Annotated in this window: 16 protein-coding genes; 14 read left to right on the top strand and 2 right to left on the bottom strand. The window is 64.0% G+C overall.

Features of this window, described 5'->3' with window-relative positions:
* Positions 1 to 203 precede the first annotated feature (203 nt).
* Positions 204 to 410: an alpha/beta-type small acid-soluble spore protein gene (locus WHJ28_RS12820; RefSeq protein WP_087188670.1), complete on the top strand. Its 207-nt coding sequence runs from the start codon at positions 204 to 206 to the stop codon at positions 408 to 410.
* A 48-nt stretch (positions 411 to 458) separates the two neighbouring features.
* Here WHJ28_RS12820 and WHJ28_RS12815 read toward each other — a convergent pair whose 3' ends face one another.
* A complete protein-coding gene (locus tag WHJ28_RS12815) occupies positions 459 to 914 on the bottom strand; it encodes a hypothetical protein (RefSeq protein ID WP_340042466.1) in 456 nt (151 codons plus the stop codon).
* A gap of 324 nt (positions 915 to 1,238) precedes the next feature.
* Between WHJ28_RS12815 and WHJ28_RS12810 the strand changes: the two genes are divergently transcribed.
* The 13 genes from WHJ28_RS12810 (at position 1,239) to WHJ28_RS12750 (ending at position 13,105) form a co-directional block, all read left to right on the top strand.
* Positions 1,239 to 2,324 (top strand): iron-containing alcohol dehydrogenase, encoded by a 1,086-nt coding sequence (locus WHJ28_RS12810; RefSeq protein ID WP_340042465.1) that lies wholly within the window; start codon positions 1,239 to 1,241, stop codon positions 2,322 to 2,324.
* Between the two features lie 198 nt (positions 2,325 to 2,522).
* Positions 2,523 to 3,941, top strand: coding sequence for an ethanolamine ammonia-lyase reactivating factor EutA (eutA, locus tag WHJ28_RS12805; RefSeq protein WP_340042464.1), 1,419 nt, complete (start codon positions 2,523 to 2,525; stop codon positions 3,939 to 3,941).
* 325 nt (positions 3,942 to 4,266) lie between these two features.
* Complete coding sequence (locus WHJ28_RS12800) at positions 4,267 to 5,631, top strand: ethanolamine ammonia-lyase subunit EutB (protein ID WP_340042463.1); 1,365 nt, start codon at positions 4,267 to 4,269, stop codon at positions 5,629 to 5,631.
* A gap of 87 nt (positions 5,632 to 5,718) precedes the next feature.
* Positions 5,719 to 6,591 carry an ethanolamine ammonia-lyase subunit EutC gene (gene eutC, locus WHJ28_RS12795; protein WP_340042462.1) on the top strand — a complete coding sequence of 291 codons (873 nt, stop codon included), beginning with the start codon at positions 5,719 to 5,721 and terminating at the stop codon, positions 6,589 to 6,591.
* A 173-nt stretch (positions 6,592 to 6,764) separates the two neighbouring features.
* Positions 6,765 to 7,418, top strand: a complete 654-nt coding sequence (gene eutL, locus WHJ28_RS12790; protein ID WP_340042461.1) for an ethanolamine utilization microcompartment protein EutL — start codon at positions 6,765 to 6,767, stop codon at positions 7,416 to 7,418.
* Positions 7,419 to 7,497: 79 nt separating this feature from the next.
* The gene (locus WHJ28_RS12785) at positions 7,498 to 8,955 is read left to right on the top strand and encodes an acetaldehyde dehydrogenase (acetylating) (protein WP_340042460.1); all 1,458 of its coding nucleotides are present in this window, start codon (positions 7,498 to 7,500) and stop codon (positions 8,953 to 8,955) included.
* A gap of 313 nt (positions 8,956 to 9,268) precedes the next feature.
* Positions 9,269 to 9,565 carry a BMC domain-containing protein gene (locus WHJ28_RS12780; protein WP_087188677.1) on the top strand — a complete coding sequence of 99 codons (297 nt, stop codon included), beginning with the start codon at positions 9,269 to 9,271 and terminating at the stop codon, positions 9,563 to 9,565.
* Complete coding sequence (locus WHJ28_RS12775; protein ID WP_340042459.1) at positions 9,566 to 10,288, top strand: ATP-binding protein; 723 nt, start codon at positions 9,566 to 9,568, stop codon at positions 10,286 to 10,288.
* Positions 10,275 to 10,922 carry a phosphate propanoyltransferase gene (gene pduL, locus WHJ28_RS12770; RefSeq protein WP_340042458.1) on the top strand — a complete coding sequence of 216 codons (648 nt, stop codon included), beginning with the start codon at positions 10,275 to 10,277 and terminating at the stop codon, positions 10,920 to 10,922. The genes WHJ28_RS12775 and pduL overlap by 14 nt, the downstream gene beginning before the upstream one ends.
* A gap of 135 nt (positions 10,923 to 11,057) precedes the next feature.
* On the top strand, positions 11,058 to 11,357 hold the full coding sequence (locus tag WHJ28_RS12765) for a hypothetical protein (RefSeq protein WP_340042457.1): 300 nt from the start codon (positions 11,058 to 11,060) through the stop codon (positions 11,355 to 11,357).
* On the top strand, positions 11,332 to 11,562 hold the full coding sequence (locus WHJ28_RS12760; RefSeq protein ID WP_087330688.1) for a EutN/CcmL family microcompartment protein: 231 nt from the start codon (positions 11,332 to 11,334) through the stop codon (positions 11,560 to 11,562). Before WHJ28_RS12765 ends, WHJ28_RS12760 begins: the two co-directional genes overlap by 26 nt.
* A gap of 48 nt (positions 11,563 to 11,610) precedes the next feature.
* Positions 11,611 to 12,699, top strand: a complete 1,089-nt coding sequence (eutH, locus tag WHJ28_RS12755) for an ethanolamine utilization protein EutH (protein WP_340042456.1) — start codon at positions 11,611 to 11,613, stop codon at positions 12,697 to 12,699.
* Entirely contained in the window at positions 12,689 to 13,105 is a 417-nt protein-coding gene (locus WHJ28_RS12750; protein WP_340042455.1) for a cupin domain-containing protein, read from the top strand. The genes eutH and WHJ28_RS12750 overlap by 11 nt, the downstream gene beginning before the upstream one ends.
* Positions 13,106 to 13,147: 42 nt before the next feature.
* Here the strand turns inward: WHJ28_RS12750 and WHJ28_RS12745 are convergent, their stop codons facing one another.
* Complete coding sequence (locus WHJ28_RS12745; RefSeq protein ID WP_340042454.1) at positions 13,148 to 13,420, bottom strand: hypothetical protein; 273 nt, start codon at positions 13,418 to 13,420, stop codon at positions 13,148 to 13,150.
* Positions 13,421 to 13,467 lie beyond the last annotated feature (47 nt).

Below are 13,467 nucleotides of genomic sequence, written 5' to 3'. Positions count from 1 at the left end.
AAGAAGTAACGATCCATGCCGACAGGGGCGCGCTGCATCAGCAGCGCGCCCCTGTTTTGTCAGGAGGAGAAAAAAGTGCAAAAATGGATCATTTTTGGCCTCCATGGATTGGAAAGAAAAAATCCGCATAGAAAATCGGACTGAGGCAAAGCTATGCTCGGATCACCGATCCAACAAAACGATTGCAAAGGAGATGCAACATCATGTCCAACAGCAACAGCAATCAGCCCGTGGTTTCCAGCGCTCGTGAGGCCCTGAACAAGTTCAAGATGGAGGCCGCCGCCGAGGTGGGCGTCAACCTGAAGCAGGGCTACAACGGCGATCTGACCAGCCGTGAGGCCGGTTCCGTGGGCGGCCAGATGGTCAAGAAGATGATCCAGGCCTACGAGAACGGTATGTCCGGTAAGTAAAACACCAGCAACAGAGATCCGCTCTGAACCATGTGGAAGAGCCGCCGGTCAACCGACCGGCGGCTCTTCTGCGTTTTCATCGGCCAGAGCCCGCCACTGGTCCGGGGCTTCCTCCGGACTCAACAGGCAGGCATTTGCCAGACAGCGGTACCGGCCCCCCCGGAAGGACACCACGTCCCCGACGGCGTAGCCGTCCCGGTCGCCTGCCGGACGGCTCCACAGGGGGATACCCGCCCCATCCAGCCCAATGGGGTCGTAGAACTCCGGGATGTGCTCCGGAAGAAGTTGGGCGCTGGCGCGGTGGTCCAGGGTCACCTGGTAGAGTTGGGGGTCCCCCACGGCATTGAAGCCCCGGCGGACATAGTCCCCTGTCTGATACACCGTACCGGGTGTAAATTCCGGATAGACCCAGGCCACCTCCATGGCCCGGACGGGTTCCAGCTGGGCGGCAAAGAGCTGGAGCAGATGGTAAAATTGCTGTGTCTGTCCATCCATATCCCACATACGGATTCCCTCCCTTTTGCCTATGGTGAAACAGGGGCTTTTGTTGCACGTTTGCGTACACCCAACACAAAAAAACAAGGAGACCCGCCGTTTGGCGGGTCTCCTTGTTTTGAACAGAGAGGTAAGAGAGAGAGGAGAATGGTTTGTCATTTGTACCTGACGCTGTTATCATATCCGTTTTTCGCCAAGGGATGGTGAACAGGCTGTGAACAGATTCTAAAGGAATGATGAAGCTTTTCTTTCCAATTCTTTGGGCGGCTTTTGGTATATTCCTGTCCGCCTCCGCCATACTAAAGCCATCAAGGAAGAAACAGGGGAGCGCTCATGGAAACATTCAAGCTGAAAACCGCCGTCTCCTTTGGAACGGATGCCCTGGCCGCCCTGGAGGAGCTGGCCGGCGGGCGGGTGATGGTGGTCACCGACGACTTTTTGGCCAAGTCCGGCCTGCTGGACAAAGTGAAAGCCCGTCTGCCCGGCTGCACCGTGGAGACCTTTACCGGCGTGATACCCGACCCGCCGCTGGAGGTAGTGGCCAGGGGAGCCAGAGCCCTGGCCGACTTCAGGCCCCAGGCGGTGGTGGCCTTTGGGGGCGGCTCCGCTCTGGACTGCGCCAAGGCCATGGTGGAGTACGGCAAAAAGCTTGGGGCCGCCGGGGAGATTGCCTTCTGGGCGGTGCCCACCACCGCCGGGACCGGCTCGGAGGTCACCTCCTTCGCCGTGCTCACCGACCGCCAGAAGGGAGTAAAGTACCCCCTGGTGGACGACGCTCTGCTGCCCCACCGGGCGGTGCTGGACCCGGTCTTTCTGGCGGGGGTGCCCGCCAAGGTGACGGCCGACACCGGCATGGACGTGCTCACCCACGCCGCCGAGGCCTATGTGGCCGCCGGGGCCAACGTGTACACCGACGCCCTGGCGGAGAAGGCCTTTGCCCTGGCCTGGAAAAACCTGCCCGCCGCCTTTCATGGGGATCAGGAGGCCAAAGGGCATATGCTGCTCTCTTCCAACCTGGCGGGCATGGCCTTCAACACCGCCGGGCTGGGTCTGAGTCACAGCCTGGCCCACGCTCTGGGGGGGCGGTTCCACATCCCCCACGGGCGGCTCAACGCCATGCTGCTGCCCCATGTGATCCGCTTCAACGCCGCCGACCGTCCTACGGCGGAGCGGTACGCCGCCCTGGCCAGGGCCTGCGGCCTCACCCCCACCGCCAGAGGGCTGGCCTTTGCCATGGAGCGGCTGCGGGGACGGCTGGAGCAGCCGGGCCGCCTGTCGGAGTGCGGGGTGGACCCCAAAGAGGTGAAGGCCAAGGGGGACGAGATCGCCGCCGCCGCCCTGGCCGACCTGTGCGCCCCCTCCAATCCCCGGAGCGTCACCCCCCAGGACATTAAGGCCATTCTGCGGGAGCTGGCGTAATGGGGGAGCAGCTGCTGTCGGTGGGTATCGACATCGGAACCTCGTTTCCCCAGACAGGCCAGCCTGTCCGGGGACCCCATATGGATTTTGCATCCTCGGCGGAAGTGAATTCCGCCTGCGGAAAATCTGCGCTGCGCTTCGATTTTACGGGCTTACGCCCGCCCCGCTTTGCGGGGCCCCGGTGGTGGAGGTGCCGATATGAGTGAAACACTGCTGTCAGTAGGGATTGATATCGGCACCTCCACCACCCAGCTGATCCTGTCCCGGCTGACCCTGGAGAACCGGGCCACCCCCTTTACGGTGCCCCGGGTGTCCATTGCCGGGCGGGAGGTGCTCTACCGCTCCGCCATCCACTTCACCCCTCTGCTGTCCGATACCGTCATCGATGCCGCCGGGGTGCGGACCATTGTGGAGGAGGAGTACCGCAAGTCGGGCTTTGACAAATCCCAGGTGGACACCGGGGCGGTCATCATCACCGGGGAGACCGCCCGGAAGGAGAACGCCCAGGAGGTGCTCTCCGCCCTGTCGGAGTTCGCCGGGGATTTCGTGGTGGCCACCGCCGGGCCGGATCTGGAATCCATCCTGGCCGCCCGGGGAGCGGGTGCGGACGAATACGCAAAGAAACATCACACAACCGTATTACACTTTGATATCGGCGGCGGCACCGCTAACCTGGCTCTCTATCAAAATGGGGAGCTGGTGCGTACCGGCTGCCTGGACGTAGGCGGGCGGCTCATCAAGCTGGACAGAGACGGACGGGTCACCTATGTGTCGCCGGTACTGGAACGCGGGGCGATGTGGGCATCGCCCCCTACGGCAGGAGAAAGGGTCACACCCCAGCGACTAGAGCCTGTAATCCAAATTATGGTGGAGGCCCTGGAGCAGGCGGCGGGCCTGCGGCCCGGCCGGGACAAGCTGGACGCCTTTCTCACGGAAGGCACCCGCTGGACGGTGGAGGAGGTACCGGTGGTGTCCTTCTCCGGCGGGGTGGCCGACTGCGTCTATGAGCCGCCAGCGGACTGGCTGGCCTTTGGAGATATAGGCGTGCTGCTGGGCAGGGCCATCGCAGCCTCCCCCGCCTTTCAGAAGGCGGGCCGCTTCCGGGGAGCGGAGACCATCCGGGCCACGGTGGTGGGGGCGGGAAGCCACGCCACCGATTTGTCCGGCTCCACCATCTTCTACCGGGATATTTCTTTCCCCCTGAAAAACATCCCCATCCTCAAATTGGCTGCTGGGGAGGAAGGGGGACCGCCGGAGGAACTGGCAAGGCGTATTCAGGAGAAGCTGAGCTGGTATCAGGACCAGGGAGGGCTGGTGCAGCTGGCCCTGGCTCTGCGGGGAGAGAAAAACCCCTCCTACAGCCACATTCAGGAACTGGCCCGGGGAGTGGCGGAGGGCCTGGCCCCCCTGGTGCAGGCGGGCTTTGTCCCCATTGTGGCGGTGGAGGCCGACCAGGCCAAGGTGCTGGGGCAGGCCATGGCCGCTCTGCTGTCCAGCCCCCTGCTCTGCCTGGACGGAGTGGAGATGGACAACGGGGACTATATCGACATCGGCGCCCCGGTGGCCGGGGGCGCGGTATTACCCATCGTTATCAAGACGCTTGTATTTCACAAATAGATATCGGGCGCACCATGTGCATCCCTGTGCAGAATGGAAAACGCTTCTTGTACGGGGATAAGCCCTCGGCGGAGTTTACCCGCAAGGGGTACGCCGCATCCGTAAGGCAGCAAAGCTGCCAACGGCTGCGCGGTCGCCGCCCGCAGGCGGCGAAATAAAGTCAAAATCCGTTTTTTCTGAGGACATGAGCCTCAGAAAAAACACTTCTCAGACCGCAAGTGTGGGATCTGGCCGCCTGAGGCGGACAGATCATGCGCGCGGCGGGCTGCATCTCCTCTCAAAAATGCTTGCATTTTTGAGAAGTGCGACGTAAAGGAGCGATCACATGATACTCAAGACCAAGCTGCTGGGGCATGTCTATGAATTCAAGTCAGTCAAGGACGCCCTGGCCAAAGCCAATGAAGAGAAGTCGGGAGACCGGCTGGCGGGCATTGCCGCCGAGAACGCCGAGGAGCGGGTGGCGGCCAAGGTGGTTGTGGCCAACCTGACTCTGGCCGATCTGCGCAACCACCCCGCCGTCCCCTATGAGGAGGACGAGGTCACCCGCATCATTCAGGACGACGTGAACGAGAAGATCTATGACCAGATCAAGAACTGGACGGTGGCCGAGCTGCGGGAATGGCTGCTGGCGGAGAACCACGACGGCGACGCCATCCGGTGGGTGAGCCGGGGCCTGACGGCGGAGATGATCGCCGCCGTGGCCAAGCTGATGAGCAATATGGACCTCATTTACGCCGCCAAGAAGATCAAGGTCACCGCCCACTGCAATACCACCATCGGCCTGCCGGGCACCCTGTCCTGCCGGCTCCAGCCCAACCACCCCACCGATGATCCCGACGGCATCCTGGCCTCCCTGTTGGAGGGCCTGACCTTCGGGGCGGGTGACGCGGTGCTGGGCCTGAACCCGGTGGACGATTCGGTGGAAAGTGTGCGCCGGGTGCTGGACCGATTCCATGAGGTGCGCAACCGCTGGAACATCCCCACCCAGATCTGCGTGCTGGCCCACGTCACCACCCAGATGGAGGCGGTGCGCAAGGGCGCTCCCTGTGACCTGATCTTCCAGTCCATCGCCGGGTCCCAGAAGGGCAACGAGGCTTTCGGCCTGGACGGCAAACTCATCGAGGAGGCCCGGCAGCTGGCTCTGAAGGAGGGTACCGCCGTGGGGCCCAACGTGATGTACTTTGAGACGGGCCAGGGCTCCGAGCTGTCCTCCGAGGCTCACCACGGGGCGGACCAGGTGGTGATGGAGGCCCGGTGCTACGGCTTTGCCAAGCGGTTCCAGCCCTACCTGGTGAACACGGTGGTGGGCTTTATTGGGCCGGAATATCTGTATAATTCCAAGCAGGTCATACGGGCTGGATTGGAAGATCACTTCATGGGCAAGCTGACCGGCGTGCCCATGGGGTGCGACGCCTGCTACACCAACCACATGAAGGCCGACCAGAACGACATCGAGGATCTGGCGGTGCTGCTCACCGCCGCCGGGTGCAACTACTTTATGGGCATCCCCCACGGGGACGACGTGATGCTCAACTACCAGACCACCGGCTTCCACGAGACCGCCGCCCTGCGGGAGCTGTTCGGCCTCACCGCCATTCCCCCCTTCCAGCGGTGGCTGGAGGACATGGGCTTTGTGGCCAACGGCAAGCTGACCCCGCTGGCGGGTGACGCGTCGGTGCTGCTGGGGTAAGGGGATGGGCGCACACTGTGCGCCCCTACACCCACACTTTGTAGGGGCGCGCATTGCGCGCCCGCCCGATATGATTGAGGTGACGATATGAACGAGCAAGAACTGCGCTCCATGGTGGAGCGGATGGTGCTGGAGCTGGCGGGGAAGCCTGCCGCTGTGACCGCGACCCGGCCCGCTGCCCGGCAGGAGGATGTGAGCCAGGGCTGCCTGGAGGATATCACCCAGATCGACCTGCGGCGGCAGTACCTGGTGGACAACCCCCGCAGCGGCCAGGCCTTTCAGGATCTGAAATTAAAGACCCCCGCCCGGCTGGGTCTGGGGCGAGCGGGGGCCCGGTATCGAACCATCTCCATGCTGCGGATGCGGGCCGACCACGCCGCCGCCCAGGACTCGGTGTTCTCCCATGTGCCCGACGAGTTCGCGGTGAACAATGGCTTTGTGCCTGTCCAGACCCTGTGCCAGACCAAGGACGAGTACCTGACCCGGCCCGACCGGGGCCGCCGGTTCGACGAGGAGAACCAGGCCATCATCAAAAAGACCTTCGGGCAGAACCCGAAGATCGCCCTGGTGGTGGGGGACGGCCTCAGCTCCGCCGCCATCGAGGCCAACGCCGTGGACTGCCTCCAGGCGGTGCGGGCGGGCCTGAAGGCCTACGGCATGGAGGGCGGCCCGGTGCTCTACGTGAAGTATTGCCGGGTGGGCGCTTCCGACCACATTGGCGACCTCACCGGGGCGGAGGTGGTGTGTATGCTGGTGGGAGAGCGGCCCGGACTGGTGACTGCTGAGTCCATGTCGGCCTACCTGACCTACAAGCCCCACATCGGCATCCCCGAGTCCAAGCGGACGGTGATCTCCAACATCCACAAGGGGGGCACCACCGCCGTGGAGGCGGGGGCCCACATTGCGGAACTCATCAAGACCATGCTGGAAAGGAAGGCGAGTGGGATTGACCTGCGTTAAGGATTCCGGCCTCTACGGGACCCCGCACGGCGGGGCGCGCGTCAGCGCGTACAAGCGTTTTGCCGACAGGCAAAACCTTGATGCCGGGCGAATTCACTCCGCCCGAGCAGATAAAAATGCCCTTGGGGCCCCTCAGACAGGCCCCAAGAGGCCTGTCTGAGGGGAGTGAGGATATGACAGGCGATCTGATCCCGGCCAAGGTGCTCTCCACCCGCACCATTGCCAACGTCAGCGAGACCCTGGCCAAGAAGCTGGGCCTGCCCAGACAGTACCGTTCCATCGGCCTCATCACCGCTGACAGCGACGATATGACCTACTGCGCCCTGGACGAGGCAACCAAGGCGGCGGCGGTGGAGGTGGTGTACGGCAAGTCCCTGTACGCCGGGGCGGCTAATGCCTCCACCGCTCTGGCCGGCGAGGTCATCGGCATTCTGGCCGGGCCCAACCCGGCGGAGGTCCAGTCCGGCCTGCGGGCCTGCGTGGACTTCATGAACAGCGGGGCGGGGTTCCGCTCCGCCAATCAGGATGACTCGGTCATCTACTTTGCCCACACCGTCTCCCGCACCGGGACCTACCTGTCCAAGGTGGCGGGGGTACGGGAGGGGGAGGCCCTGGCCTACCTCATCGCCCCGCCTCTGGAGGCCATGGTGGGACTGGATGAGGCCATGAAGGCCTCCGACGTGGAGCTGGTGGCCCTCTTTGAGCCCCCCAGCGAGACCAACTTCGGCGGCGGCCTGCTTACCGGCACCCAGAGTGCCTGCGACGCGGCGGCGGCCGCCTTTGCCGAGGCGGTGAAGGCGGTGGCCGCCCGGCCTATGGAAATTTGACTGGGAGGGGCGGGCGCACACTGTGCGCCCCTACGTCCCCATCTGTAGGGGCGCGCAGTGCGCGCCCGTAAGCAAAGGAGTGACTTATTTGGACAAGGATCTGCGCTCCATCCAGGAGGTCCGGGACCTTCTGGCCCAGGCCCGAAAGGCCCAGAGGGCCCTGGCCGTCATGACTCAGGAGCAGCTGGACGCCATCACGGCGGCCATCTCCCGGGCCGGCGCCCAGCACGCCCGGCGGCTGGCCGACATGGCGGTGGAGGAGACCGGCTTTGGCCGAAAAGAGGACAAGGAGATCAAAAACCGCTTTGCGGCGGAGACCTTGTACGAGGCCATCCGGGACCAAAAGACCCACGGCATCCTGGCCGAGGACCGGGAGCATCGGACGGTGGATATCGGCGTGCCGGTGGGTGTGGTGGCCGGACTGGTGCCCTCCACCAATCCCACCTCCACGGTGATTTACAAAGCTATGATCTGCATGAAGGCGGGCAACCCCATCGTGTTCTCCCCCCATCCCGGTGCGGCCAACTGCATCCAGGAGACGGTGAATGTGATCCGCCGGGCGGCGGAGGAGGCGGGGGCACCGGCGGGCGCCATCTCCTGCATCACCACCCCCACCATCGAGGCCACCAACGCCCTCATGGGCCACGACACCACTCGGCTCATCCTTGCCACCGGCGGCGCGGCCATGGTGAAGGCGGCCTACTCCTCCGGCACCCCCGCCATCGGCGTGGGCGCGGGCAACGGCCCGGCCTATATCCACCACACCGCCAACGTGGAACAGGCGGTAAAACGGATTTTGGACTCCAAGACCTTTGACAACGGCACCATCTGTGCCAGTGAGCAGAGCGTCATCATGACCCGGCGGATGGAACCGGCGGTGAAAGCTGCTCTCCGTGCCCAGGGGGCCTACCTGCTGGACGAGGAGGAGACCAAGCTGCTCTCCCGCTTCATCCTCCGGCCCAACGGCACCATGAACCCGGCCATCGTGGGCAAGAGCGTGTCCACCGTGGCCCAGCTGGCGGGTTTAAGCCGGGTGCCCCCCTCCGCACGGGTGCTGGTGGCCAAAGAAACCGGGGTGGGTAAGGGCCACCCCTACTCCAGCGAGAAGCTGGGCCTCATCCTGGGCTGCTTTGTGGAGGAGGACGAAGAGGCGGTACTGAACCGCTGCATCGAGATCCTGGAGTGGGAGGGAGCAGGTCACACCTTCTCCATCCACACCGAGGACGAGAATGTGGCCAAGCGCTTTGCCGCCGCCGTCCCCGCCAGCCGGGTGCTGGTGAACACCCCCTCCGCTCTGGGTGGCATCGGGGCCACCACCTGCCTGTTCCCCGCCCTCACCCTGGGCTGCGGCGCGGTGGGCGGGTCGTCCAGCTCCAACAACATCGGCCCTCTGGATCTCATCAACATCAAGCGGGTGGCCTGGGGCGTGAAGGAGCTGGAGGAGCTGCGGGGCGGCAGCCCGGCCCTTTCCTCCTGCTCCGTGGACGAGACCCTGCTCAACCGCCTGGTGGAACAGATCATGGGGAGGCTGAGATAAGATGAGCGAAGTCAACGCCGACGGCGTGCTGCTGGACCCCCATGAGGCCATTTTGCAGGAGGCCCAGAATCTGACCAACGCCCTGCTGGCCGAGAAGCCCGAGGGGCTGGAGGAGGACATGGAACATGATGTCCGCTCCGCCAACGGGGAGGAGGCCGGCGAGGCGGGGGGAGTCCCCCATCTGCCGGTGGCCGAGATGCCCCGGCAGGCCCCCAAAAAGAAGGCCCAGTCAGGCCGGGGCAGAAAAAGCAAACCGGCGTCCGCCCAACCGGCGGAGCCTATGAAACAGACAACTGACAGGAGGAAACAGAACATGGCAAATACAAACGCGCTGGGTATGGTGGAGACCAAGGGACTGGTGGGAGCCATTGAGGCCGCCGACGCCATGGTGAAGGCCGCCAACGTGCAGCTGGTGGGCAAGGAGCAGGTGGGCGGCGGTCTGGTGACCGTCATGGTCCGTGGCGACGTGGGAGCCGTCAACGCCGCTACCGACGCCGGGGCCGCCGCCGCCGAGAAGGTGGGCGAGCTGATCTCTGTCCACGTCATTCCCCGCCCCCACGCCGAGGTGGACCACATCCTGCCTCACGGCGGCGAGGGCATGAGCGAATAAATGGAGCTGCTCACCCGTGAGGACGTGCGGCGTATGTCGGACAACGGTACCCGGGGGCCGGTGGTGGTCAACAAGGACCAGAAGCTGACCCCCGGGGCCCGGGACTGGCTGGCCGCCCACAAGATCCAGGCGGTCTTTCCCCAGGGGCGGGACGACACGGCTGCGCCCCATTCTGCCAAGTACCGTACCCTCTTCGGGGCCACCTTGAACGAAAAGCCGGAGCACATGACCCATCTCAAGGGCAATATCCTGGTGCGTAAGGACCACCCCCGCATCGCCTTCCGGGGCATGATCGACGCCCTGGAGGGGGAGATCATGCTGGCCCAGCAGGCATCCCAGGCCCATCCGGCCCTGGTGAAGGAGCTGGAGGAGGCCCTGGCCCTGGTGCGGCGGCTCATCCGGTGCGACGTGCTGGACGAGCCGGTGGGGGAGCTGCGCCTGTGCGGCTACGACGCCGGGCAGCTGCGGGAGTACTCCCACTACCCGGACAAGTATCTGGGTCAGCCCCACTTCCTGCCCGCCTACACTGACGGGCCGGCCCTGCTGGCGGTGAACAAGGTGCGTACTCTGGTGCGGCAGACCGAGCTTTCGGCCTACGCCGCCTTCAAGGACGTGGAGGGCAATGTGACCCGGGGGGACATCATTCTGGCTCTGAACCGGCTGTCCTCCCTCATGTGGATCATGATGATCAAGCTAAAGGCGGGACAATATGAACACGCTTAATACCATCAATATCGAGGCTCTGGCGGAGCAGATCGTCCGCCGTCTGACGGTGGAGCTGGAGGCCAGCGGCCGCCATGTCCACCTGTCCCGGGCCGACCTGGACACCCTTTTCGGCCCCGGCTTTCAACTCACCCGGGTGAAGGACCTGTCCCAGCCGGGGCAGTTCGTGTGCGCCCAGCGGGTCACCCTGGAGGGACCGAAGGGGTCCATCCCCAACGTGGTGGTGCTGGGCCCCGAGCGGAAGGAGAGCCAGGTGGAGATCTCCCTCACCGATGGCGTCGTGCTGGGCATTACGCCGCCGGTGCGGCTGTCGGGGGACATTGAGGGTACACCCGGCATCACCCTGCGCAACGGGGACCGGGTGCTGCGGCTGGACCGGGGGCTCATTGCCGCCAAGCGGCACATCCACATGACTCCGGAGGACGCCGCCCGCTTCGGGGTGGAGAATGGCCGGGAGGTGCGGCTCAAGTGCCTCACCGGACGGCCTCTGACCCTGGAGGGGGTGGAGGTGCGGGTGTCCCCCCAGTTTGCCACCTTCGCCCATATTGACTACGACGAGGCCAACGCCTGCGGCTTTAAAAAAGGGGACCGGGCGCTGATTCTTCCAGAAAAAGGAGGATGCGGCCGTGCTTGATGTTGACACGACAGTTACCGCGCCTTTTGGCGCGTCACGAGCGTTTTGCCAATGGCAAAACCTCGGCGCAGGGCGAATTCACTTCGCCCGAGCAAGTAAAATCCCTGGGGGTCCCCACAAAAGGCTGTGCCTTTTGTGGGGGGACCGGGCCCTGATTTTGCCGTGAGGCTGGAGTGGCGGGGGCGCACCCTGGTCATCACCTGGCTGCCGGTGGGGGCCATGGGGCGGCTGGCCGCCCTGGCCCCGGCCAGTCCGGGGGAGACCGAGGTGCTGGCCGCCCTGCTGGCGGGGGCACGGGTGTGCCTGGAGCGGAAGGCGCTGGAGTACCGGCTCTACCGCCGCACCGCCCCGCCGTCAATCTATCGCCGCTGCCTGGCGCTGGAGCGGCAGCTGAGGGAGATGGGGATCTGTGTTGCTGGGACAGGTGGCCGGTAAGGTATGGGCCACAAAAAAAGCCCCCAACCTGACCGGACAGACCTTTCTGACGGTGGAGGTGGGGGAGACCATACTGGTGTGCGCCGACTGTGTGGGAGCCGGTGAGGGCGAGCGGGTTCTCATCGCCACCGGCGGGGCGGCCCGCATCGCTGCCGGGGCAAATGTGCCGGTGGACGCCGCCATCATCGGGATCATTGATCCATAAGGGGGCGGCCCACCTGCCGCCCCGTTTCACAAAAGGGAGGGACAGTTTATGTCCATCAACGAGATCATCGTCTATCTGATGGTGCTCTTTATGGCCCTGGGGGCCATCGACCGCATATTGGGCAACCGCTTCGGGCTGGGCGAAAAGTTTGAGGAGGGCATTATGGCCATGGGCTCTCTGGCCCTGGCCATGATCGGTATCATCTGCCTGGCCCCTGTGCTGGCAAACCTGCTGCGGCCGGTGGTGGTGCCCTTCTATCAGTTCCTGGGGGCCGACCCGGCCATGTTCGCCGGTACCATCCTGGCCAACGACATGGGGGGCGCGCCTCTGGCCCAGGAGCTGGCCCTCACCGAGGAGGCGGGCCAGTTCGGCGGCCTCATCGTAGGGGCCATGCTGGGCCCCACCATCGTCTTTACCATTCCGGTGGGCCTGGGCATCATCAAAGCGGAAGACCGGCCCGCCCTGGCCACCGGCGTGCTGGCCGGCGTCATCACCATCCCCATCGGCAGCTTTGTGGGCGGCCTGGTGGCGGGTTTCCCCCTGATGATGGTGCTGCGCAACCTGCTGCCCATCGTGCTCTTCGCGGTGCTCATCGCCCTGGGACTGGCCTTTGTGCCGAACGGCATGGTGAAGGGCTTCCAGGTCTTTGGCCGCATCATTGTGATCATCATCACCATCGGTCTGGCCGCCGCCATCATCGAGGCTCTCACGCCTTTGACCATTATCCCCGGCCTCAACTCCATTGACGAGGGCATCGGCATCGTGGGTGACATCGCAATCGTGCTGGCGGGCGCCTTCCCCCTGGTGTACGTCATCACCAAGGTGTTTAAAAAGCCCCTGATGAAGCTGGGCGGTCTGCTGGGCATGAACGACGTGGCGGCGGCGGGCCTGGTGGCCACCCTGGCCAACAACATCCCCATGTTCCAGATGATGGGCGACATGGACCGCCGGGGCAAGATCATCAACGTGGCCTTCGCCGTGTCGGCGGCCTTCGTGTTCGGCGACCATCTGGGCTTTACCGCCGGCTTTGACTCCACCATGATCTTCCCCATGATCGTGGGCAAGCTGGTGGGCGGCGTTACCGCCGTGGCGGTGGCCATGTTCCTTACCCGAAAGGAGATGCAGCATGGAGCGTAATCAGCTGGAGACCATCATCCGCCAGGTGCTGCTGGAGCACCTGGGGGGCGGGGTGCAGGCAGTGAAGGTGCCCGCCCTTACTGTCACCGAGGCTCACCGTATGAACACCGGCAACCCCGGTGACAGGGTGTATACCCGGGACCTGTTTACCCTGGAGCAGTCCCCCAGGCTGGGGGTGGGCATCATGGAGATGACCGATACCACCTTCCCCTGGACCCTGAACTACGATGAAATGGACTATGTGGTGGAGGGGCGGCTGGACATCCTTTGCAACGGGCAGAAGGTGTCCGCCGGGCCGGGGGAGCTGATCCACATTCCCAAAGGCAGCGAAATTCAGTTTTCCGTCACCGGCCACGCCCGGTTTCTCTATTTCGTCTACCCCGCCGACTGGCAGAATCAGCAGTAGAAACAAGAGGTCCAGCCTCCAAGGCTGGACCTCTTGTTTTGATCAGAATTGGATTTTCGTGATGAAGGAAATGACGATGATGACCACCGCCATGATGCGGGTGACATGGACGGCACGCTCTTTGCCGTAGCGGCGTTGGAAGGAGTTGGGCGGAATGGGGCAAATCAGCAGGAACACACCCAGAACCGCGCCGGTGATGCTGACCAGCAGGCCGTTTTTCAGCGTCTGCATATTGATCATAAGCAGTAAAAAGAAGAGAGCAAACCAGATAAAAAATACTTGAGAAAAGGTTACATCTTTTAAGTGCTTGTTCATGTTTGTTACACCCCTTTTTCCTATCATACTCCATGGAGCGCACAATC

The sequence above is a fragment of the Flavonifractor porci genome (assembly GCF_037572415.1).
Classification (GTDB): Bacteria; Bacillota; Clostridia; order Oscillospirales; family Oscillospiraceae; genus Flavonifractor; species Flavonifractor porci.
Note: the sequence above shows the minus strand (reverse complement) of the source record. Positions and strands in the feature narration are given on the sequence as shown.